General features: G+C 63.3%; 24 protein-coding genes. 10 read left to right on the forward strand and 14 right to left on the reverse strand.

What is annotated here, in order from left to right:
• Positions 1 to 445 precede the first annotated feature (445 nt).
• From E8A46_RS24650 to E8A46_RS24675, 6 genes are all read right to left on the reverse strand, one after another.
• Positions 446 to 664 carry an alkylphosphonate utilization protein gene (locus E8A46_RS24650; RefSeq protein ID WP_291566789.1) on the reverse strand — a complete coding sequence of 73 codons (219 nt, stop codon included), beginning with the start codon at positions 662 to 664 and terminating at the stop codon, positions 446 to 448.
• Positions 665 to 870: 206 nt separating this feature from the next.
• The gene (locus tag E8A46_RS24655; protein ID WP_291566791.1) at positions 871 to 1,077 is read right to left on the reverse strand and encodes a DUF6494 family protein; all 207 of its coding nucleotides are present in this window, start codon (positions 1,075 to 1,077) and stop codon (positions 871 to 873) included.
• Positions 1,078 to 1,192: 115 nt separating this feature from the next.
• Positions 1,193 to 1,465 (reverse strand): hypothetical protein, encoded by a 273-nt coding sequence (locus E8A46_RS24660; protein WP_291566793.1) that lies wholly within the window; start codon positions 1,463 to 1,465, stop codon positions 1,193 to 1,195.
• Between the two features lie 214 nt (positions 1,466 to 1,679).
• Positions 1,680 to 3,590 carry a propionyl-CoA synthetase gene (locus E8A46_RS24665; RefSeq protein ID WP_291566795.1) on the reverse strand — a complete coding sequence of 637 codons (1,911 nt, stop codon included), beginning with the start codon at positions 3,588 to 3,590 and terminating at the stop codon, positions 1,680 to 1,682.
• A gap of 373 nt (positions 3,591 to 3,963) precedes the next feature.
• Complete coding sequence (locus tag E8A46_RS24670; RefSeq protein WP_291566797.1) at positions 3,964 to 4,743, reverse strand: hypothetical protein; 780 nt, start codon at positions 4,741 to 4,743, stop codon at positions 3,964 to 3,966.
• A gap of 173 nt (positions 4,744 to 4,916) precedes the next feature.
• Positions 4,917 to 5,720 carry a glucose 1-dehydrogenase gene (locus E8A46_RS24675; protein ID WP_291566799.1) on the reverse strand — a complete coding sequence of 268 codons (804 nt, stop codon included), beginning with the start codon at positions 5,718 to 5,720 and terminating at the stop codon, positions 4,917 to 4,919.
• Between the two features lie 185 nt (positions 5,721 to 5,905).
• On the opposite strand from E8A46_RS24675, the gene E8A46_RS24680 reads away from it, so the two are divergent.
• Positions 5,906 to 7,171: an MFS transporter gene (locus tag E8A46_RS24680; RefSeq protein ID WP_291566800.1), complete on the forward strand. Its 1,266-nt coding sequence runs from the start codon at positions 5,906 to 5,908 to the stop codon at positions 7,169 to 7,171.
• A 48-nt stretch (positions 7,172 to 7,219) separates the two neighbouring features.
• A complete protein-coding gene (locus E8A46_RS24685; RefSeq protein ID WP_291566802.1) occupies positions 7,220 to 8,392 on the forward strand; it encodes a YncE family protein in 1,173 nt (390 codons plus the stop codon).
• A gap of 295 nt (positions 8,393 to 8,687) precedes the next feature.
• Here the strand turns inward: E8A46_RS24685 and E8A46_RS24690 are convergent, their stop codons facing one another.
• On the reverse strand, positions 8,688 to 9,173 hold the full coding sequence (locus E8A46_RS24690) for a hypothetical protein (RefSeq protein WP_291566804.1): 486 nt from the start codon (positions 9,171 to 9,173) through the stop codon (positions 8,688 to 8,690).
• Positions 9,174 to 9,411: 238 nt separating this feature from the next.
• Here E8A46_RS24690 and E8A46_RS24695 point away from each other — a divergent pair, with 238 nt between their 5' ends.
• Complete coding sequence (locus E8A46_RS24695) at positions 9,412 to 9,687, forward strand: hypothetical protein (protein ID WP_291566806.1); 276 nt, start codon at positions 9,412 to 9,414, stop codon at positions 9,685 to 9,687.
• Between the two features lie 188 nt (positions 9,688 to 9,875).
• Here E8A46_RS24695 and E8A46_RS24700 read toward each other — a convergent pair whose 3' ends face one another.
• The 3 genes from E8A46_RS24700 to E8A46_RS24710 form a co-directional block, all read right to left on the reverse strand.
• A complete protein-coding gene (locus E8A46_RS24700; RefSeq protein WP_291566808.1) occupies positions 9,876 to 11,072 on the reverse strand; it encodes a hypothetical protein in 1,197 nt (398 codons plus the stop codon).
• Positions 11,073 to 11,140: 68 nt separating this feature from the next.
• On the reverse strand, positions 11,141 to 12,121 hold the full coding sequence (locus E8A46_RS24705; RefSeq protein WP_291566810.1) for a tripartite tricarboxylate transporter substrate binding protein: 981 nt from the start codon (positions 12,119 to 12,121) through the stop codon (positions 11,141 to 11,143).
• An 84-nt stretch (positions 12,122 to 12,205) separates the two neighbouring features.
• Positions 12,206 to 12,802 (reverse strand): CoA pyrophosphatase, encoded by a 597-nt coding sequence (locus tag E8A46_RS24710; protein ID WP_291566833.1) that lies wholly within the window; start codon positions 12,800 to 12,802, stop codon positions 12,206 to 12,208.
• 278 nt (positions 12,803 to 13,080) lie between these two features.
• On the opposite strand from E8A46_RS24710, the gene E8A46_RS24715 reads away from it, so the two are divergent.
• The 7 genes from E8A46_RS24715 to E8A46_RS24745 all read left to right on the forward strand — a co-directional run bounded on the left by E8A46_RS24715 (position 13,081) and on the right by E8A46_RS24745 (position 16,425).
• Positions 13,081 to 13,509 (forward strand): PaaI family thioesterase, encoded by a 429-nt coding sequence (locus tag E8A46_RS24715; protein ID WP_291566812.1) that lies wholly within the window; start codon positions 13,081 to 13,083, stop codon positions 13,507 to 13,509.
• A 147-nt stretch (positions 13,510 to 13,656) separates the two neighbouring features.
• Positions 13,657 to 14,670: an aldo/keto reductase gene (locus tag E8A46_RS24720; protein ID WP_291566814.1), complete on the forward strand. Its 1,014-nt coding sequence runs from the start codon at positions 13,657 to 13,659 to the stop codon at positions 14,668 to 14,670.
• 186 nt (positions 14,671 to 14,856) lie between these two features.
• Entirely contained in the window at positions 14,857 to 15,093 is a 237-nt protein-coding gene (locus E8A46_RS24725; protein ID WP_291566816.1) for a hypothetical protein, read from the forward strand.
• Positions 15,093 to 15,362: a hypothetical protein gene (locus E8A46_RS24730; RefSeq protein WP_291566835.1), complete on the forward strand. Its 270-nt coding sequence runs from the start codon at positions 15,093 to 15,095 to the stop codon at positions 15,360 to 15,362. The genes E8A46_RS24725 and E8A46_RS24730 overlap by 1 nt, the downstream gene beginning before the upstream one ends.
• A gap of 73 nt (positions 15,363 to 15,435) precedes the next feature.
• Entirely contained in the window at positions 15,436 to 15,621 is a 186-nt protein-coding gene (locus E8A46_RS24735) for a hypothetical protein (RefSeq protein ID WP_291566818.1), read from the forward strand.
• A 33-nt stretch (positions 15,622 to 15,654) separates the two neighbouring features.
• Positions 15,655 to 15,942, forward strand: a complete 288-nt coding sequence (locus E8A46_RS24740) for a DUF1488 family protein (protein WP_291566820.1) — start codon at positions 15,655 to 15,657, stop codon at positions 15,940 to 15,942.
• A 201-nt stretch (positions 15,943 to 16,143) separates the two neighbouring features.
• The gene (locus E8A46_RS24745; RefSeq protein ID WP_291566823.1) at positions 16,144 to 16,425 is read left to right on the forward strand and encodes a hypothetical protein; all 282 of its coding nucleotides are present in this window, start codon (positions 16,144 to 16,146) and stop codon (positions 16,423 to 16,425) included.
• Between the two features lie 122 nt (positions 16,426 to 16,547).
• On the opposite strand, the gene E8A46_RS24750 is transcribed toward E8A46_RS24745, so the two are convergent.
• From E8A46_RS24750 to E8A46_RS24765, 4 genes are all read right to left on the reverse strand, one after another.
• Positions 16,548 to 18,224, reverse strand: coding sequence for a tetratricopeptide repeat protein (locus E8A46_RS24750; RefSeq protein WP_291566825.1), 1,677 nt, complete (start codon positions 18,222 to 18,224; stop codon positions 16,548 to 16,550).
• Between the two features lie 257 nt (positions 18,225 to 18,481).
• A complete protein-coding gene (locus tag E8A46_RS24755; protein WP_291566828.1) occupies positions 18,482 to 19,831 on the reverse strand; it encodes a HAMP domain-containing sensor histidine kinase in 1,350 nt (449 codons plus the stop codon).
• Positions 19,824 to 20,522, reverse strand: a complete 699-nt coding sequence (locus E8A46_RS24760; protein WP_291566830.1) for a response regulator transcription factor — start codon at positions 20,520 to 20,522, stop codon at positions 19,824 to 19,826. The genes E8A46_RS24755 and E8A46_RS24760 overlap by 8 nt, the downstream gene beginning before the upstream one ends.
• 21 nt (positions 20,523 to 20,543) lie before the next feature.
• Positions 20,544 to 22,103 carry an efflux transporter outer membrane subunit gene (locus tag E8A46_RS24765; protein WP_291566831.1) on the reverse strand — a complete coding sequence of 520 codons (1,560 nt, stop codon included), beginning with the start codon at positions 22,101 to 22,103 and terminating at the stop codon, positions 20,544 to 20,546.
• Between the last annotated feature and the right edge of the window lie 131 nt (positions 22,104 to 22,234).

The following is a 22,234-nucleotide window of genomic DNA, read 5'->3' on the forward strand; positions in this document are numbered from 1 at the left end:
GCGCCCGATGCGCCCGATAGCCGCGTGTGCAATGTGAGTAGTAGAACGCACACGCGTTAGTCAGGTCACACCGGAATCACCCGGCATTCCCCGCGCAATGGTTTACGGCTTATTTCGTGCTCTCCCCGGCGACCGGGCTTTTTTGCCACCGTCGCCCGCGCTCCTTAGCGCGAACTTGACACCAGCGTCGGGGTGTCAGGACCACACGACTTCGCCGTCCGCGCCAGCGCCATTCGTCAAAGGCGCCGCCTGCGTCCACCGCATCCCGCCCCGCGTCCGTGACGATCGCGAGCCGCCCCTCCAGTGGGACGGGACGGGCGAATTGATAAAGATGATTTGCCCGACGGCGAAAGCAGAAAATTTTTGCGATTCGCACTGGACAGAAACTTGCCGGAGGACCTGGAGGACAAGTTGATTTGCCCGACGGGCATCGTCGCGCGCACCCTCACGCCTTCTTCAAGAACTCCGTCCGCAGCACCAAGCCCTTGACCTTGTCGGTGCGGCCTTCGATCTCGTCCGCATTGTCGGTTAGGTGAATTCCCTTGATCACGGTGCCGCGCTTGAGCACCGTCGAGGAGCCCTTCAGCTTGAGGTCCTTGATCAGCGTGACGCTGTCGCCCTCGGCGAGCAGCGCGCCGTTGGAGTCCCTGACCTTGATGTCCATGTGGTGTTTTCCTTGCGTGTAACGGGAAGCGGCGCGCTTTCTTCCTTCTCCCCTTGCGGGAGAAGGTGGCAGCCGGAGGCTGCCGGATGAGGGGTGCTTTTTTGATTCGATAGCATGTAGCCCGCATGAGCGCAGCGATATGCGGGGATCATAGAAATAAGAAGACCCGGATATCGCTTCGCTCATCCGGGCTACGCTTGCTCGACCTAGCCCAGTTCGATTTCCGCGGTCACCTCATGCGAGAGGCTGACGCCGCCGAGGGTCAGAACCATTTTGGCCGGCAGCTTTTCATTGCCCTTGAGACGGCCGTCAGCGACCGCCTCGCGCACCGCTTTTTCGATTTCGCGTTGCGAGGTGATCCCGACCTTCTTGAGAAATCCGCGCAGGCTGGTGTTGAAAACGTCTTCGTTCATGATGGCCTCCTCGATCATGATCCGATTTAGTTAAATCGAATCATGATCTCATCTCTTTGTTGGAGCATGATCTTCTCGGAAAACCGGTTCCCACTTTTCCGGATCATGCTCTATTTCAGGGCCGAACCGGATTGTTCAGCATGTATTCGCCGAGGTCGCGCTGCTTCTTGTCGGTCCGCGTGATGGCGTTGCTGCGCTGAACGTCGCGGTCCTTGCGGCAGGCGACATATTCGGGCGAGCCGGCCGCGACGTTGTTGGCGCGGCAGAACGCGTCGTCGTCCTCGTTCAGGCCGGCACTGGCCGGCAACTCGTGGCGTTTCGCGCAGCCGGCGAGGGAGAACGTGGCGAGTGTCAGCGCGAGGAAAAACGTCGGAACATTAAATCGCATGCCAAATCCCGTATCTATCGGTCTTACCCTGTAACCCGAATTATGGGATTTGTAAGCCTCCCGTCGTCATTCCGGAGCGATGCCAACGGGTCCACGCGAAGCGCGGCCCGATGACAGGCTCCGCATCGAGTCCGGAATCTCGAGATTCCCCGATGCGCAATTGCGCATCTGAGGTCTGGTCCTTCGGACCATCCCGGAATGACGGCATTCGTCCTCACACCCTCCCCTTCAGCGCGTCGCCGATTTCGTCCAGCACCTTGGGATCCTCGATGGTGGCGGGCATCGCCCATGGCTCGCCGTCGGCAATCTTCTTGATGGTGCCACGCAGGATCTTGCCCGACCGCGTCTTCGGCAGCCGGCCGACCGTGATCGCGAGCTTGAACGCCGCCACCGGGCCGAGCTTGTCGCGCACCAGCGCCACGATCTCCTTTTCGATCTCGGCATGGCTTCGCGTCACGCCGGCCTTCAGCACCAAAAAGCCGCAGGGCACCTCGCCCTTGATCGCGTCCCTGACGCCGAGCACCGCGCATTCGGCGACGTCGGGATGCGACGCCAGAATCTCCTCCATGCCGCCGGTGGAAAGCCGGTGGCCGGCGACGTTGATGATGTCGTCGGTGCGGCCCATCACGAAGACGTAGCCGTCCTCATCCTTGTAGCCGGCATCGGAGGTTTTGTAATAGCCGGGAAACTCGTTGAAATAGGCCTCCTTGCAGCGCTCGTCCTGCTCCCACAGCGTCGGCAGGCAGCCCGGCGGCATCGGGAGCTTGATGACGATCGAGCCCATGGTGCCGGCGGGCAACGGCCTTGAGGATTCGTCGACGATTTCGACCTGGTAGCCCGGCATCGGCACCGTCGGCGAGCCATGCTTGACCGGCAACATGCCCAGCCCCACCGGGTTGCCGGCGATGCACCAGCCGGTTTCGGTCTGCCACCAGTGGTCGATCACCGGCACCTTCAATTGCAGCTCCGCCCATTCCACCGTCGGCGGGTCGGCGCGCTCGCCGGCGAGAAACAGCGTGCGGAATTTCGACAGGTCAAACTCTCGGATGAATTTTCCGTCCGGGTCCTCCTTGCGGATGGCGCGGAACGCGGTCGGCGCGGTGAACAGCGCCACCGCCTTGTGTTCGGCGATCACCCGCCAGAAGCTGCCTGCGTCCGGCGTGCCGATCGGCTTGCCCTCATACATGATCGAGGTCGCGCCATGAAACAGCGGCCCGTAGATGATGTAGCTGTGGCCGACCACCCAGCCGATGTCGGAGCCGCACCACCAGACCTCGCCGGGCCTGACGCCATAGAGATTGAACATCGACCATTTCAGCGCGACCAGATGCCCGCCATTGTCGCGCACCACGCCTTTGGGTTTGCCGGTGGTGCCCGAGGTGTAGAGGATATAGAGCGGATCGGTCGCCAAAACCGCCACGCAATCGGCCGACTTTTTCGCTGTCATCGCGGCGGTTCGCAACGCCGCCCAGTCGTGATCGCGCCCGGCCACGAGCTCGCAAGACTGCTGCGGCCGCTGCAGGATGACGCAGGCCTCAGGTTTGACGCTGGAGAGCCTGATCGCCTCGTCGAGCAGCGGCTTGTAGTGCACGATGCGGCCGGGCTCGAGCCCGCAGCTTGCCGAGAAGATCAGTTTGGGTTTGGCGTCCTCGATCCGGGTCGCCAGTTCCTTGGCGGCAAAACCGCCGAACACCACCGAATGCACCGCGCCAATCCGCGCGCAGGCCAGCATCGCGATCATGGCTTCCGGCACCATCGGCATATAGAGGATGACGCGATCGCCCTTGACGACGCCAAAGTCCTGCATGATGGCGGCGAGCGTTTTCACCTCATGCAGCATCTCGGCATAGGTCAGCCGGGTGACGCTGCCCGCCAGCGGCGAATCATGGATCAGCGCCAGCTGATTGGCGCGTCCGCCGGCGACGTGGCGATCCAGCGCGTTGTAACAGGTGTTGACCACGGCGCCCGCGAACCAGCGGCCGTAAAGCCCCATCGAGGGATCGAACACCTTCCTGGCGGGCTCGATCCAGTCGATCTCGCGCGCGGCCTCGCCCCAAAAGCCCTCGGGATCCCTGAGCGAGCGGGCATGGGCCTCGTGATACCGGCTATTGTCCTGGGCATTCATGAGTTCACTCCCGCTGGCCGATTTTCTTCAACTGACCAGACCACAGACGCCCGGCCATGATCCGGATCAATTCCACGCCATTTTTCTTGAGGCTATTGTCACGTGTGGAAACGCCATTTCAAGGCGAAAACGCTGCGATCCCGGAACGATACGCGCGGCGGCGGCCATTGACCCGCTGCGTCATCCCCGGATGAGCGCATTGCGCTCACTCGGGAGGTGCGAGCGAAGCGAGCCTCGAAGGATGGCAACACGCACGGACTCGCGGCCATCCTTCGAGGCCCGCGCAAGAGCGCGGGCACCTACGGGTGAACGCAATTGCGTTCATCCCGGGGATGACGGGCAAGTGCCGTTGGTATAGCCTAGGATCGACGTCCTATTGCCGCTCGATCGCCAGCAGATGGTCGAGCCGCTGGCGCATCTCCTTTGGCAGATCGTAGTCCGGCCGGCCGAACGCGGCGTTGCGGCGGGCGATGAAATCATCCTGCTGCTGCTGCATGGCGCGGCTGGCGCGGGGACTGTCCTTGCCGGCCTCCCGCACCACCTTGGTATTCACGGCGTTGATCTCGCGGTCGATATTGGCCAGTTCGGGATTGGCGCAGATCGCCTTCTCGACCGCGCGTCTGGCCGCGGCGCAATTGAAGCTCGGCTTGTTGTTGACCGCCAGCATCGCACCGATGCGCTCCACCTCCTGGGCCAGCGACTTGTAATTGCCCCTTGCGGTGGGATGGTCCGGATTGAGCTTGATCGCGGCGCCGAAATCGGCGAGCGCACGGGGCCGGTTGCCCTTCTTGCGCCAGAGCTCACCCCGCGCATTGAAGACATCGGCGAGCGTCGGATCGAGCCGCAGCGCCGTATCGTAGTCGCCGATCGCGCGGTCGATCTGGTCCTTGCGGTCCCAGGCGGCGGCACGCGCGACCAGGGCCTTGATGCGGTCGGCCTTCAAGGTCTTGTCGTTGTCGACCAGGAGGCCGCAAACGGCGATGATGCTGTCGTCGTCACTGGCCGCCACGGCGGCAAGGCAGGGCGCCGGATCGACCTGCTGGCCGGCTGCTGGCTCAGTGCCGGTCGCGGCCAAAGCCCGGCCCGCGGACACCGCACATAGAGCAGCCGCGATGGCCGCACCCGCGATCAGGAACTGAAAATAGCGTTGCATCGAATGGCTCATAGCACGGCGATCGGAGCGCTGGACCCTGTTTACGTCGTCCCTGCGAAAGCAGGGACCCATACGCCGCGCCGCCTCATTTTAACAATGCTGGCGGACGACTTATCCGCCACCACAAAAGCCGGTGGGTTATGGGTCCCTGCTTTCGCAGGGACGACCAAAGGCTAATTCACCTTCAGCGTAATACCGCCATCGACCACCAGTTCGATACCGGTGACGTATTTCGATTCGTCGGAGGCGAGAAACAGCGCCGCGTTGGCGACGTCCCAGGCGTCGCCCATGTGCCCCATCGGCACCTGCGCGTCGCGCGCCCGCCACATCGCTTCGACGTCGCCCTTGGCGTAGCTCGCCGCGAGCCCCGCGGAGTGCTCCACCATCGGGGTTTTCATCAGGCCGGGCAGGATCGCGTTGACCCTGATATTCTGCGCGGCAAATTCGACGGCCGTGGTGCGCGTCATCTGGTTCATCGCGGCCTTGGTGGTGCCATAGGTGACGTAGGATATGCCGAGATGACGGATCGAGGCGATCGACGAAATATTGATGATCGAGCCGCCGCCCTGTTTGGCCATCAACGGGATGACGTGCTTCATGGCGAGGAAGGCGCTTTTGAGATTGACCGCGAACACGCGATCCCAGTCCGCTTCCGAGACGCCGACCACGCTGCCGGTCTCGGCGATGCCGACATTGTTGTCGAGCACGTCGATGCGGCCATAGGTTTCGAGGCACGCCGCCACCATCGCCGCGACGTCATCGGCGCGCGATGCGTCCGACGTGAACGCGGTCGCCTGGCCGCCCTCCGAGGCAATGATGCCGGCGGTCTCCTGCGCGGCGGCGGCGTTTCGATCGACGCAGAACACCTGCGCGCCCTCGCGCGCAAAGGTCACGGCGGTCGCCTTGCCGTTGCCCCAGCCCGGCCCGATCGAGCCGGCGCCGACCACCAATGCTGTCTTGCCCTTCAGACGTTCCACTCAACCCCTCCCGCTTTTCGCGAAATTGGCCGGGTGCAGGCCCGCGGTCAACCCGTCCGATCCGCCAAACCTCGGTTGCGGCCAACAAGCCGAATGCCGCGGCGGAACGAGCGCGGGCCCGCCGACGGAACCGACGGCCGATCACGTCGTTGGAAATCCACCCAATCGAAGGCTGAGGTTTCCAATTGCGGCAGGCCGCAAACCCCGTCGGGCGCACGCTGGATGCGCTGAATTTCTTTCTCGCCGATGTGCGCGACGGCCTCGGACCCTATCTCGCCATCTATCTTCTGACCGACCAAAAATGGGACCAGGCCAGTATCGGCGTGGTGATGTCGGTGGCCGCGCTGGCGGGCATTGCCGCCCAGACCCCGGCCGGCGCGCTGATCGACGCCAGCACCGCCAAGCGCTTTCTGATGGTCGCGGCGGCGGCGGCGGTGGTGGTGACGCTGGCCTGCCTCGCGCTGCCGTTCATTCAGCGTTTCGAATGGGTCGCGGCGACGCAAGCGCTGGCGGCCTCGGCCGGCGCGGTGTTTCCGCCTGCGGTCGCGGCGGTCACGCTCGGCATCGTCGGGCCGCGCGCCTTCGCCAAACGGATCGGCCGCAACGAGGCTTTCAACCATGCCGGAAATGCTTCGGCGGCGGCGATTTCGGGGGCCGCGGCCTATTTCTTCGGCCCCATCGTGGTGTTCTGGCTGCTGGCCGCGATGGCGGTGGCCAGCATCGCCGCGACCTTGTCGATTCCAGCCGGCGCCATCGACGATCACGTCGCGCGCGGGCTCGACGATACCACCGAACGCGGCGCCGGCCATGGCGGCCAGCCGTCCGGATTTCAGGTTCTGCTGACCTGCCGGCCGCTATTGATTTTCGCCGCCGCCACCGTGCTGTTTCATTTTTCCAACGCGGCGATGCTGCCCTTGGTCGGCCAGAAGCTGGCGCTGGTCAATCGCAACCTCGGCACCACGATGATGTCGGTCTGCATCATCGCGGCGCAACTGGTGATGGTGCCGGTCGCGATGCTGGTGGGGCGCAAGGCCGACCAATGGGGGCGCAAGCCGATTTTCGCCGTCGCCCTTGCTGTGCTGGCGATTCGCGGCGCGCTCTATCCGCTGTCCGACAACCCCTATTGGCTGTTGTCGGTGCAATTGCTCGACGGCGTCGGCGCCGGCATTTTTGGCGCGCTGTTTCCGCTTGTCGTCGCCGACCTCACCCGCGGCACCGGGCATTTCAACGTCAGCCAGGGCGCCATCGCCACGGCGACGGGTCTTGGCGGCGCCCTGAGCGCCGCCGTCGCCGGCTTCATCGTGGTCAAGGCCGGCTACAGCGCGGCGTTCCTGTTTCTGGCGGCGGTGGCGGGCGTGGGTCTGGGACTGTTCGTCGCCATGATGCCGGAGACCGCGCCGCACGCCACCCGGCTACGCCCTAGCAACAAGCCGGTTCCCCGCGTACTCTGAGGCTGAACCGGCCCGTCAGAGGCCGGTCTTATCGTGGAGAACGCCATAATGCCCGCCTATCGTAGTGTTGGAATATCATTGGGAGCCGCCATCCTGCTCTGCAGCGCCGGCCTCACGCTTGCCCATGCCAAGCCGTTCATGATCGTCGGCATCGACGAGAAGGTGTTGTGGGACGATGACGGCAAGACCGTCCTGTCCGCGCCCGGCAAGGACCAGGTCCTGATCGTCGATCTCGCCGATCCCGAAAATCCCAAGATCGCCGCCAGCCTGCCGCTGGAAAATTCAGTGGTCGGGCCGCCGGTCAATGTCGATATCGACCCCACCGGCTCGGTCGCGCTGGTCGCCAATTCGGTCGATGTCGTCAAGGATGGCGACGCGCTGAAACAGGTGCCGGACAACAAGATCTTCGTGATCGATCTGAAAGCCAGCCCGCCCAAACTGGCGGCGACGATCACCGGCGGCAAGCAGCCGTCGGGACTGAACTTCAGCCCGTCCGGCAAGATGGCGCTGGTCGCCAACCGCGGCGACAACTCGGTCAGCGTGCTCTCGGTCAACGGTACCGACGTCAAGATCACCGATACCATCAGCTTCCCCGACAGCGTCGCGCATGTGATGTTCACGCCGGACGGCAAGCGGGCGCTGGCCGTGCGCTTCCCCGCGCACAAGGTGTCGGTGCTCGACATCGTCGGCGACAAGGTCACCTACAACAAGGTCGACCTGCCGACCGGCCAGTGGCCCTACAATGTGGTGGTGACGCCGAACGGCAAGATCGCGCTGACCTCGGACAATGGCGGCGCCGGATCGTCCGACGGCAGCGTTGACACCACCAGCGTGATCGACCTCGAAGCCAACCCGCCCCGCATCATCGACCGGGTGGTGGTCGGCGACGGCCCCGAAGGACTGGCGATGTCGCCGAAGGGCGACCTCGCGGTCGCCGCCATCCTGCGCGGCTCGAACATGAAGAAGGCGTTCTTCTACCAGAAGAACGGCAGCCTCTCGATCCTCAAGATCGACGGCAAGAAGGTGACCAAGACCCAGGATATCGAGGTCGGCGGGTTGCCCGAGGCGGTCGTGTTCACACCGGACGGCAAATATCTCCTGGCCGGAAATTACCTGACCCAGGATTTCTCGATCCTGAAGGTCAACGGCGGCAAGGTCACCGATACCGGCAAGCGCTTCAAGGTGCCGGGTCATCCGGCTTCGGCGCGGATGGGTCATTAAGGCGGGATTTAATCGCTGCAGCGATCGATCACTGCCCCCTCTCCCCGCGTGCGGGGAGAGGGTTGGGGTGAGGGGGACTCTCGTGAGGCTCGGTCTTGCGGAGATTCCCCCTCACCCGGATCGTAAGAACGACATAGCCGAAGCTTCGCTTCGGCGTTTCCTAAAGAACGGCCGCCAGAGGCGGCCTATGCCTCTCCCCGCAAGCGGGGCGAGGTGACCGAATTTGCGAATGCGCCGTTATGGCTGGCCGGCGGCGCATTGGAGCGCCCGAATTTCAGGTCACTCCAGAACAAGCTCAGTTAAACGTCATGTCGAGACATTTCGAGATGTCGGAGCCGAGACCCGAGCTGATGGTGATGCAGCCGCGCACCTTCTGCGTGGTGTTGTCGCTGGCCCAAATCGAATAGCCGCCGGGACCGAAAAACGAATTGGTGTTCGGCGGCTCGGTCTCGGTGGCGTCGAACGAATAGCTGGAATCGGTTTCGAAAATCCGGGGCTTCTTGGCGCAGCTGCCGTCGGCCTGCACGTTGATGACTTCCTTGTTGTCGCGCGTCAGCGCCAGGCTGACCTGGCACCTGAAATATTCGGACGTCCTGGCGTTGAAGATGTAGGCGTAGGATTTGCAGGTCGCGGTATTGAGCTTGCCGGCGCTGAGACCGCGGCTGCAGGAAATTCTCTGGCTATTGCTGAGCTTGAATTCGTCCGCATCGGCAACAGTCGCCAGCGTCATCGCCAGCGCGACGCCAAAACATATATTCACAAACTGGTTCATCCGAATCATCCCTGTCAACTTTTCGCGAACACCCGGTTCTAGACTGGATAGGCGAGGAAGATAGTCAGGAAGCCTGCGGCGGGAAATCACAAAGTCTTAAAGCGCGCCACGCGCAGCCCCGCGCAATGCGTGATGTTGACGTAGCGATATCGTTCGTGATTTGTTCAAAACATGATGGGCCGCCAATTTCGCGGACCGGTTGCCGGGAGCATGCAGGATGACGCGATTTTCGACCAGGAGCTTTTGGATGGCTGCAGCACTGGCCGCCCTGACCACGTCGGCATTGGCCGAACCGGCGGCGCCGACGCCCTGGGAGCTGAGGCCGGACATGGGCTATGGCTACGACAAGGACGGCAAGACGTTTTCCTACAAGATGGGCACCAACAATGCGGGCCTGCTCCTGAAGGGCGCCAAGAAGGTGCCGAGGGGTACGTTGTTTTTCATCGGGCAGAACGGGCAGCTCTATATGCGCACCGGACCGTTCCTGGAAGGCGACGGCAAGTTCATGTTCGGCCCAAACTGAGGACTAGCGATCGTGCGGATTTTCACCCTCCCCTGGAGGGGGAGGGTCGACGCGAATGAAATGAGCGGCGGGGTGGGGTGACAGTCTCTCCACTCGAACAGTGCCCGAATTGAGAGATCACCACACCCCGTCTCGCATCTCGCTGCGCTCGATGTGAGCCGACCCTCCCCCTCCAGGGGAGGGTGAGCCTAAAACGCCGCCGCGAGTTCCTTGGCGCCCGGCAAATTGCTGTTGGAGTCCATCCGGCTATCGGTGACATCGAGCAGCTTCGCCACCGTATTGTGGCGGATCGCCACAGGATTGCGCTCGTAACCCGAGCGCTGGAAGAAATTCGCGGTCGGGACCCGTTCGCGCAGGGCCTGCGGCATCGTCACCATGTCGAGCCCGGTGCCGTCGCCGGTGAGGTTCATCATTTCCAGTTCGGCGGCGGTGAGCGGGCGGGCATAGCCCTTGGCGCGCGCGAAGATCACCGAGGTCAGCAGCTTGTGGGTCTGCAACAGCGGCCCGACGTCGATGTCGAGAACCATGGCATGGATGGCCCAGCCCTGCGGCGTGTCGGCGAGCTTTTCGTGCTGCGCCCATTCGTCCGGCACCGATCGGGCAAGCGCCACCATTCGCTTGAGCACGGCGATCTTGCGATCCATCGCCTGGCGCTGGCTGCCCGACAATTGGGCGGCCCTCTGGGTCAGGTCGCGAACGAATTCGTGGCCCTGCTCGGCGATCAATTCGACGCTGTTGGTGGTGAGCAGCTGGTTGTAGCCGATCGCGGTGGAAATGGCGCGCCTGCCGCCATGCTCGATGCCTGATTGTACATCGTAATTGCCGGTACCGCCGGTCTCGAACGAATAGACCCGCACCGCCTGCTCGCGCGTCAGCCCGGCCGCCGCGGCGGCGCGGGCATAGGCACGCTTGAACTCGATTTCGCTGGCCGGCCGCTGCGGCGTGAACTGGAAATGCTCTGATGCGGCCTGCAACAGGTCGGCGACGACCGGAATCGCTTTGTGCACGCGCGGCGGATGCTCGGGTTCGGGCTCCGGTTCCGGATTCACCGGCCGCTTCGGCCCGCTATAGACCGGCGGCTGCGTCAGCACATAGTCGTCGAGACTTATCGCCAGATGTTCGCGCCGCTTGGCGTTGCGGCCCCGCCGCTTCTCGGTGATCGAACTCCAATAGGCGCCGGCCTCCGCCTCGAACGCCGCGCGCGCCTCCTGATATTCCCGCAGCTTGAGCCGATATTCCGCGATCGCCTGCGGCGATGCCGCCTCTGCCCCGGCATCGTCAGGCGCCGCAAGCGCGCGCACATCGATCGCCGCCGCCGGCTGGACGATCAGCAGCAGTGCCAGCGCAAGATATCCGGGGCAGGAACGAATCGCATGAGGGAGCATGAGATTGTTCTAGCAAGCGTGCCGCGCAAGTCAGCCCCGAAACGGTAACTTCGTCGCCAGCGGTCCCCTTACTCCTGCTCGACGCCGCTGGCCTTGACGAGTTCCGACCATTTCCGCTCATCCCTGTCGATGAAATCGGCATAGTCTTCCGGTGTCCCCGGCGTGATCTCGGTACCATCGAGCGCCAGCTGCTTCTTCACCTCGTCGGTGGCCAATGCGGCCCGCAAGGCCCCGTTGAGCCTGTCGATTACCGGCCGCGGCGTGCCGGCCGGCGCCACCAGCCCGTAGTAAAGCGACGCGTCGAATCCCGGTAAACCGGCCTCAGGCATCGTCGGCACGTCCGGGAGCAAGCTGCTGCGGGTGGTGCCGGTGACCGCCAGCGCGCGCAACAGTCCGGCCGAGACGTTGGCATGGGTGGTCGGGATCGGCGCAAAAGCCATCGGGATATGTCCGCCCAACAGGTCGCTCAGCGCCGGCCCGGTGCCCTTGTAGGGAATGTGCATCAGCGTAATGCCGGCCGAGCGAGCGAAGTATTCGCCGGTGATATGGCTGACCGTGCCGGCGCCGGCTGAACCGAAATTGACCTTGCCGGGATGCGCCTTCGCATAGGCGATCAGCTCGGCGACCGTGCGGGCGGGAAATGACGGGTGCACCACCAGCGATGTCGGCGCATTGCCGATCATGCCGATCGGCGCAAAATCCTTGCGCGGATCGTAGCCGGGGTTTTTGTAGAGCGACGGTCCGATGGCAAGCGTGCCGGTGTAGCCGACCAACAGCGTGTAGCCATCGGGATCGCTCTTGGCCACGGCTCTGGCGCCGACGGTGCCGCCGGCCCCGGCGCGGTTATCGATCACGATACTCTGGCCAAGCAGCTGGCTCATCCTGTCGGCGATCACGCGCCCGACCAGCGAGGTGCTGCCGCCGGGCGGGAACGGAATCACCATCGTGATGGTCCGGTTCGGATAGGATTGCCCGCGCGCGGAACCAAGGGCTCCGCAAGAGCCGAATATGAGCACCAGAATGCAGAGCGACGCGTTCCAGCTGCGCATCTGGAGAAACCTCCCGGAAACGACGGTTCTTGTTGGGCTGCATCGTCGTCGAAAGATCAGAAGGCCGCAACCCGCGGGAGGCAGCTATTTCCAGGCAAACACCGGCTGCTCCAGTTCAGCCACACGGGTATCGCGCCCGGCGAGCACTTCGCGGAACTGGTAGATCAGTGCCGCGGTCGGTGCGTGGATGAACTGGCCGGCGTGACGAAACCGGATGACGCGCCGCGTGCTCTCCGGGATCGCGACGAAGTCGAACGCCTCCGGCCGTTCGATATCCGCAAGCCCAATCCGATGCACCGAGGCGACCTCCGCCGGGTTGGGTGACAGCGCTGCGCCCGCGGCTGCCCACAGCACGACCGGCGTGATCAGGTATCCGGACCGGGTCGGATAATCGTCGAGCAGGCCGAGGACGTCAGGAGATCCGAGCCGAAGGCCGAGCTCCTCGTCAAGCTCGCGCAAGCTTGCCTCGATCGAGGTTTCGCCTTCGTCACAGCGCCCGCCCGGCAGCGCCCACTGCCCGCGGTGGGCGCGCAGCTCAGCCGCGCGCAGGGTCAACAGCAGCGCGGTTCCGCGCGGGGCGTCATTGGGTTCGACAAGGACGATGGCGACCGCGGCCCGCTTCAGCGCGGGCGCCGGTTCGCCTGCGGGCAGCCGTGCAAATGCCGCGCAGCGCTCTGCGATATTGCGGCGGGTGGTATCATCGAATGGCCTGGCGCGGTGAATTTGAAGGTCCTATCGGTTTCGCGGCAGATTTATCATAGGAACTTCAAATTCAAAACCGCTCCAGAATCATAAAGTTACCAGTGCTCCTCTGAATTCCGAAGTTCGCATCAGAGGGTGCCGCACATGCATGCGAACTTCGGAATCGGAGCACTGGTCATCCGGCTTGACTACAACACGGCAACGATTGATGAAATGGCCGCAAATCGGCACAGCACCGGGATTTGGAAAGGCCTGACATGACGACCGACATGGCCGCGGAGAAAATGAAGGCCTCTGGCTGGACCATGGTCGAGACCAGCGGTTTCATCGCTCTGGTCGGTCCGCTGTGGCAGCGCGTTGTCGATGAGGTGCATGAGTACGCGATCGTCACGCAGGACAAGCACCATAACCGCCGCGGCCTGGTGCAGGGAGGGCTGTTGATGACGTTCGCGGACCGCAGCTGCGGCATGACGGCACGGTTCGTCTCCGGCCGGCCCACCCTCGCCACCGTGCAGATGGACACCCAGTTTGTCGACAGCGCCAAAATCGGCGAGATTCTGATATCGAAGCCGCGCGTGGTCCGCGCCACCCGCAGCCTGATCTTCATGGCGACCGAGGTCACCGCAGGTCACCGCTGCGTCGCCACCGCCAGCGGGGTGTTCAAGGTGTTGAAAGACCATACGTAGAGTTTCCGGCATTGCGGAAGGCAGAGCTACGAAGCAGACTCCGTCATTCCGGGATGGTGCGCTAGCACCAGACCCGGAATCTCGAGATTCCGGGTTCGATGCTTCGCATCGCCCCGGAATGACAAAAAAACCGAAAGGTCCACACCAATGGAATATCGCCAACTCGGTCGCAGCGGCCTGAAAATCTCGCCGATTTGCCTCGGCACCATGATGTTCGGCGGGCCGACCGACGAGGCGACGTCGACGCGGATCGTCGCCAAGGCGCGCGAGGCCGGTGTCAATTTCATCGATACCGCCGATGCCTATTCGAACGGCAATTCGGAAGCCGTGGTCGGCCGCGCCATCTCCAACAACCGGCCCAACTGGGTGCTGGCGACCAAGCTCGCCAATCCCATGGGCGACGACCCCAACCGCGGCGGCTTGTCGCGGCGCTGGGTGTTGCAGGCCGCGGACGAAAGCCTGAAGCGCCTCGGCACCGACTATATCGACATCTATTATCTGCACCGGGAAGATCATTCGACGCCGCTAGCGGAGACCGTGCGGGCGATGGGCGAACTGATCCGACAGGGCAAGGTGCGCTATTTCGGCGTCTCCAACTACCGGGCCTGGCGGGTCGCGGAAATCTGCAACATCTGCGACGACCTCGGCATCGACCGCCCGATCGTCAGCCAGCCGTATTACAATGCGATGAACCGCATGCCCGAGGTCGAGCACTTCCCGGCCTGCGGTTATTACGGCCTTGGCATCGTGCCCTATAGTCCGCTGGCGCGCGGCGTGCTGACCGGCAAATACCGCCCCGATGCGCCGCCCGACAAGGAAACCCGCGCCGGCCGCAACGACACGCGCATGATGCAGACCGAGTGGCGTCCGGAATCGCTGCTGCTGGCGCAGCAGATCCGCCAGCATGCCGAGGCCAAAGGCATCACCGCCGGTCAGTTCGCGGTGTCGTGGGTTCTCAACAGCGCGTTCGTCTCAGGCGTCATCGCCGGCCCGCGCACCGAGGCGCAATGGGACGATTACGTGCGCGCGCTGGATTATCGCTTCACTGCCGAGGACGAAGCGCTGATCGACCGGCTGGTCGCAAGCGGCCATCCCTCGACGCCCGGCTACAACGATCCGGCCTACCCGATCGAGGGACGCAAGCCGCGGACGGCGGCTTAGAGCGGGATGAGGTTGAGGTGAAGCGGCAATCAGTCGCCGCTCCCTCTCCCCGCTTGCGGGGTCGAGATGAGCGAAGCTCGCTCTTAGAGGGTTGGGGTGAGGGGGACTCTCGTCAAAGCCGGACCCGCGGATAGTCCCCCTCACCCGATCACTTCGTGATCGACCTCTTCCCGCAGGCGGGGCGAGGTGATCGAACTCGCGCATGCGTCGATTCAACCAAAAGCCATCCGGCTCTTGCAAAGAAAAACATGGCTTTTCGGGCATAAAAGGCGCACAGGTGGGCTCTGTTCGCCTTTGGCCGGACGCAGGGTTGTCCTTGCGGGACTGCAGGCAGACGATTTGCAACAAGACCTGGCGAAGATGCGCGAAAGCGGTTCAATTCTCATTGAATCGGCCGACGCCCGCGCCAACCGAGAAAGATGATCTTGACGAGGTCGCGACGGGAAACGGTCACATTCAGATATCCGTTCCGCATCAAGGGCGTCGAACGCCAGCTGCCGGCCGGTGCCTACGAGGTGGTGACCGACGAGGAGATGATCGAGGGTCTGTCGTTTCCCTGCTTCCGCCGCGTCGCCACCCTGATCATGGTCCCCGCTGCGCCGCCGCACCATGCCTCGACCGAAATGATTTCCATCAGTTCGGTCGATCTTGCCGATGCGCAGCAGGCCGACATGGCCGCCTCGCATGATTGATAACAGCATCACCATCGAAACCCGCTCCCTGCGTTCGGCATCAACGCCGGCGCGCCGCACCTAAGGAAATCACATGCAAATTCTTTCCGCGCGTCACGTCAAAACCGAAGAGTCGCTGCGCCTTGGCGTCGTATCGGGCTGGTACAGCACCAAGGTGAGCGGCACTTTCGTCACCGGTCCTCATACCACGCAGGAAGATTGTCTTTCGAAGATCGCCGAGCTCAATCCGGCGCCGGCCAAGAAAAAATTCCGGGGCTGAATCGGCAACCTGTTCCATCGAGGAGTCTCCGGCATGGCGCTTACCCAGGGCAATTACAGAGACTACGACTTCGACCGGATGGTCGTGCGCTTCACGATGAAGAACGATCTGGCCGAAATCGCCTGCGCCATATCCACCGACGCGATGGATCAGCTCGAGGGTTCGTCGCGAACGCCGCCGGCCCAGCGCGAGCAGCAATTCCTGAGACTGCGCGAGCGCATCGAGGCCCGCGCGGCGCGGAAATTCAGCGATGTCGAACTGGAGGGCAATCCTCCCGGTGTGATCCTGCGCGCCATCGATTTTCGATCGCCGCTGAAGTAGCCGCGACAACGCCGCCCGGCGCGGAGCACGGCAATTTTTTACCATGCCGGCGGGCAAACCTTGCCGCGGGCGGCCTCGCCGGTTCAGGTTTTCTCTTGATTTCCAAGGGAAAAATCCTGGCCCGTGGCTTGCTTAGGCTGACCCCGGGGGATTTGCCTTGGTGCCGTTGCGTGAGTTTCAAGCCATGCATGGGAGCCAATCATGACGCGACATCATATTCTGCCGCCGCTCGTCTACGCGCCGCCGCCGACGAAGATCGAAACCCGAAAGCGCCGCATCCAGGTCGGCAGCTTCGAGGCTATGGATGAGACTGGCGAAACCCATGACGCAACCGCAGCCGACCCATCGACCCCGGCTTTCAACACGCCCCCGCTGCAGAATTTCCCCGCCATCGAGGGATCCGACAGCAAGCCGCAGCATCCCAGAGGGCGGCTGAGCGAGGATACCCTGAAGGCGATGCTGCAGACGCAGGAATTGCAGTAAGGGGCAAGCGCCCGGGACCGCTAGAGCCATTTCCGTTTCGATTGAATCGAAACGGGGCTCTAGATTCTTGTTTTGACGCGTTTTCTTCACGCGAACCGGTATCCACTTCGCTCGAAAACGCTCTAGCTCGAAGCGGTGCAGGGCGAGGCGTCGCCGGCCGCGAGCTTTCGCAACATCGCGTCGAACGCCAGCTTGATCCGATGCACGGCCGGCGTCTTGTAGGCGAATCCCTCGTTGCGATCGTGCACCAGCATCGAGGCATTCACCTCGAACACGACGAGATTTCCGGAAACGTCCAGTCCGCAATCGATGCCGAAATATTCCAGGCCGACGCGGTGCTGGATGGCTTGCAACGCCTGATAATGCGAGGGGTGCAACACCGAGGTGGGGTTGGTCAAAAAGGCCTCTTCCTCCTGCTGCATCCACGGTTGATTGGCCATGTCCGTGTTGATGTGATGCAGCTTCCAGTCGCTGCCGATGCAAAGGTGATAGGGCAGGATCTGGCCGTCGACGAAAATCAGCCGGTACTTGCGGAAATAGCCGTCGGCGGAGCAATAATCGATGTACTCGATCAGATAGTGATCGTGATCGGGACGTTGCGACAGAAAGGCCGCAAGCGCTTCAGGGTCCGCGATCTTTTCGAAATCATCGCCGCCATGGGTCCCGACGGGCCGCGCCAGCACCGGCGACGAAAACGGAAATGCCGCCTGCAAGGCCGCCGGGGAAGCATCGGCGCCGGCCTTGTGACGCAGAGCTTTGGGGACGCGGCAGCCCGGGATTCCCTGCAGGAGAGTGGCGACGATGTCCCGCGTCGTCTTCTGGATCTTGCGCGGATCGTTGACGATCGGCTTGCCAAGCCGGCCCGCCAAATCGGCAGCCAATGGCAACAGCGCTTCGGTCTGGTCGGCGTCGGAAATCAGATTGACGACGACCTGGATGTTCTGGCTGAACAGTTCGGCGTCATAGTCGCGGGCAGCGAACAGCGCCAGCGTGTCGGTGTCGTGAACCGCGTCCTTGAAGAGAAGTTCGGTCGGAGTGTTGCCGCCGAAGGGAGCGTACAGGGCCAGAACCCGAAAATCGGGCGGGAATTTTGCGGCAGGCCGCCGGATCAGCGGCTGGATTTGTGCAGCCTCCGCGTAGGCGGCTTGAGCGCCTGCGTCATCGCCCATCGTCTGTTTGAGGGCGCCGATCCAGTTGATGCTCTCGGCATCACGCGGGTTGAGCGCGACGGCGGCCTGAAAACATTCGATCGCCGATTCCGGCTCGTTCAGCTCGAACTGGGCCTTGCCAAGCTGATGATGGAGCTGGCCGTCTTGCGGCCGTTCGCTGATCAATTCCAGCAGCAGCCCCCTGGCCACGATGTATTGCTGTGTGGCCATCAGGGCCTGAACCAGGTTGGTGCGTGCCGGCCAATGGCGTGAATTGAGTTTCAGGGCCTGAAGATAGAGTGCAATGGCGTCCTGAGGTTTTCCCGATTTGAGGTGCACATTGCCGAAATTGCACCAGCAGTCGGTCAAGTGAGGCGCCAGTCTCAACGCCGCCTTGTAGTTTTCGCCAGCCGATTCGAGATCGCCGCGGATCATGCGGGCATTGCCGAGCCTCGAATGCAGCTCCGAAATTGTTTCCACGGATACGTTGCCGGGCGCTTCAGTCCCGACCGCGGCAAGACCAAGCTGAAACGCGGCGATCGCTTCCTCGGTTCTGCCGGCGCCGTAATGCTCCAGTCCGATGCGAAGTTGCCGTGCCGCGAGCGGGCCAACGAGGTCTGGGAGAGCGTTAGCGGACGCGGTTGCTGGCATGAATTCGCTCTTGTCTGGAGGAAGGGCTTGGCCGGAAGGGTTGCGCGGGAAACACCGTTTCGACCTTGTCTTTTGTTGGTTAACAAAGTCTTTCCAGGGCCGCGGTTACCGGTTTGGCTAAAGGGAATCTGCCGGCCATTTCGGGCGCCGGCGCCGGTTCAAGCGGCGGGCGCCGGCCACCCGCTTTTTGCGGATTCGTCCGGCGCCACCGGCCCGCGATGCTGGTGCGGCGATGTGCCGGGGCGCATGCCCGTCGGCTATTTCTTGCGCCCGGCCATCTCGAAAACCGCGCCCGGATCATTGTCGTCAAAGCGCAAGTCGAAATCGTGAAGATTGGCGATCGCCGAAGCAATGCTCAGGCCAAGGCCGCTGCCGGGAACGCGATGGCCGCTCGCGGTCCGGTAAAACCGCTGGAAGATCTTGTCCCGCTCCCCCGGCTCGACGCCGATTCCGTTGTCGCGCACGCGGACGACGGGACGGCCGTCTTCCTGGGTCACCGACACGCTCACGGTGCCGTGCTCGGGGGTGAACTTGATCGCATTGCCGATCAGGTTCGACACCGCCTCGCGCATCAGATCGCCATCGCCGAGAATCGCCACGGGCGACTGGGTCTCCAGCGTCATGTGGATCGACTTCGAGGTGGCGAGCGGCTCGTAGAATTCGAACAGCTCGGTGCAGATCGCCGACAGATCGATGGAGCGAAATTTGCTCGATTTCGGACCGTATTCGACATCGGCGAGGCGCAGCAGCGCGGAGACCGTCAGCATCGCCTTGTCGATGTGGCTGAGGGCCTGCTTCACCACCGCGCGCAGCTGCTCGTCGTCAGAGCTTTCCAGGCCGCGCTCGAGCTGCGCATGCACGACGGCGAGAGGGCTGCGCAGGTCGTGAGCGATATTGTCGCTGACGCCCTTGATCTGCACCAGCAAGCGCATGATTTCGTCCAGCATCAGGTTGACGTCGCGCGATATCTTGTCGATCGTGTCGTTGCGCGAGCGAACCGGCAGACGCAAATGCGTATCCCCCTTCATGATAAGGGCGATGGTGTCGTGAATGGTGGTCAGACGCCGCGACGCGCGACGCGCGAAGAACGCGCCGATCGCCAGCGCCAGCAGCAACATCGGCGCAAGTCCGGTGGCCAGCGCGCTTTGCACGATCCGGCGAAAGGCAAGGGTTTCGAGCAGACTTCGGCCCAGCAGCAGGATGGTGCCGTCCGGGCGCTCGCGCGCCACGAACACCGCCGGCTCCAGGAGATTGTCGCCACCCGGCGCGCGCGACGCCGTGACGTAGTGGGACTTTCCGTCCGGCGGAATCGCCGGCAGCGCGTCGATGTTGCCGAACAATAGCTTGCGCTCCGCGCCAAAAAGCGCCGCGTAGTCCAGTCGCCGCAGGTCATGCGTCATCCGCACTTCGAAGGCATTTCTCAATTCGTCGACGGAGTGATTGACGCTCTTGGCGGCTTCGTCCTCGAGGATGAGGCGATTCCTCGCTTCGTTCGCCTCCCTGATCTGGAGGTAAACCAGGCCAAAGACAGCCGTGGTCGCCACGGTGGTCGCCAGCACGAAGGCGAGCGCGACGCGCACCGCCGATGATCTGAAGAATTCACGCATTGGCACTTAGCATGAAGCCTGCTCCGCGGATGTTCACGATCAGCGAATGGACGCCCCGCGCATCGATCTTCTTCCGCAGGTTGCTGATATGGACGTCGACGACATTGGTCTCGAGCGAAAAGTGGTATTGCCAGACTTCCTCAAGCAGCATCGCCCGCGTGATCACCTGGCCGGGACGGCGCAGGAAATATTCCAGCAACTTGAACTCGCGCGGCAGCAGATCGATTTTGGTGTCGCCGCGATACACCGTTTGCTCGATCAGGTCCATTTCGAGATCGCCGACACGCAGCTTGGTGGTACGCACGTCGTCGAGGCGACGCATCAAGGCTTCGACCCGCGCGACAAATTCCACCATCGCGAACGGTTTCGCAAGATAGTCGTCGCCTCCCGCCTTCAGGCCGTGGACCTTCTCATCGATCGATGACAACGCCGAGATCACCAGAACGGGGACCTTGACGCCCTCCTTGCGCAGGACTTCCAAGGTCTTCAGGCTGTCTTCGCCGAACACGATCCGGTCCATGATCAACATCGCGGCGTCGCCCACGCGCGCGGCATCCGCGGCTTCCGCGATGGAAGCCGTGCGCACGAGATAGCCCAGCCGATCGAGTTCGATCTTGATCTCGTTCGCCAATTCCGCCTCGTCCTCGACGAGAAGGATGGTCTGGGCACGGGTCGAGGTCGTCTTGGTCAACGACTTTCTCCCTTCAGCGCGTCAGGGCACCAGCCCGGGCGGTGGCGGAGGCGGCGGCGGATGCGGCGGATCCTGTATCAGACGTTTAACGGCCGCAATCGCCGCAGGGTCCGGACGCCTGATCGGCGGAATGATTTCGTCCGGCGGCCAGCCGCCGCCGAGCGCCTTGTAGAGCGCGACGAAGCTGTCGCCGGCCAGACGGATCACCTCGGCCCGCTGCTGCTCCAGGGCGAATTGCTGCCGTTCGGCATCGAGAACGTTGAGGAAATCGGTCAGGCCGCGGTCGTAGCGCTCGGTCGCCACCTTGGTCGCCTGACGCGCCGCATCGAGGGCAAGATCGAGGCTGCGCAGGCTCTGCCGGTAACCGCGATAGGCCGCGTTGGCTTCGTCGACCTGCTGGACGGCGACAAGAATGGTTTGCTTATAGACCCCAGCGAGCTCGTGGGCCCGGTAGTCGGCAATCTCGATCAGGGCATCTAGTCTGCCGAAGTCGAGGATCGGCGCGCTGAGCGACGGACCAACTGACCCAATCCAGGTGATGGGAACCGCCGAACCAGATCGCAGGCCGGCCTGCGCGCCGCCTCCGGCGCTGAGCACCAGGCTCGGGAACAGGTCCGCGGTCCTGGCTTCGATCACGGAGACCGCGGCCGCCAGGAACCGCTCGGCTTCGCGGATGTCGGGGCGCCGGCGCAGGAGGTCGACTGGAAGCCCGGCTGGCGCGCGGGCCGGCAGACGCGGGATCGCGCCGGGGCGCCGCAGGTCGCCGGCGATAGCTTCCGGATATTCTCCCACCAGAACCGCGATCGCGTAGCCGTTGGCCGCGATCAGCGCCTTCAGGGGTTCGACGTCCGCCTGCAGCGTTTCAACCTGACGCTTCGCGAGCAGCACATCGAGTTCGTTGGTCAGGCCGCGATCCAGCCGGGTCTGGGCCAGATCGAGCACCTTTCGCGAGGCCTCGATGTCGCGATAGAGAATCTGAAGGCGCTCCTGACGGGCCCGCAGATCGAAGTACAAACGGGCGACGTCGGCGGCGACCACAACATAGACCCAGTCACGCGCTTCCTTGAGCGCTTCCGCCGTATAGACCTGCGCCTCGAAACGGCGCGCGATTTTGCCGAAGATATCGATCTCCCATTCGGCATCGAGGCCGCCGATCTGGGTGATGCTCCTGAGATTTTGGGCATTGTCGCCGGCCCTCAGCGGCTGCGCGGCCCGGCCTTTAGTTTCGTCGGTTCCGCTGCCGACACCCCCTCCCGCCGAGCCATTGACCTGAGGAAGCGCCGCGCCGCCGATCACGACCAGCTGCAATCTCGCCTGCTGCAGACGGTCCAGCGCGATCTTGAGATCGAGATTGTTCTGCATCGCGCGGTCGATCAGGTCGTTCAATTGCGGGTCGCGCAACGTCCGCCACCATTGCCACAGATCCGGGCTGGCGCCGCCGGACGATGATTCCCTGCCCGCCGGCGGCGTCACGAAGTTGGCGGGAAGAACGGCGTCCGGGGTGAAATATTCCGGGCCGAGGGCGCACCCTGCCAGGGCTCCGGCAAACACGACCGAACACGCAAGATTTCGCACTCTCATCGATCTATTCCAGACAACCGAAGATAACCCGCGACGGGCGTGACGTGTTCATTTCTGGTCATTTGGCATTCGAGATGTTTCGTGGCCATTGCGCGTGTCGCAGCGCCGGACGGAATGGCGCGGTGACCGCC

The sequence above is a fragment of the Bradyrhizobium sp. genome, assembly GCF_004799445.1.
GTDB lineage: Bacteria > Pseudomonadota > Alphaproteobacteria > Rhizobiales > Xanthobacteraceae > Bradyrhizobium.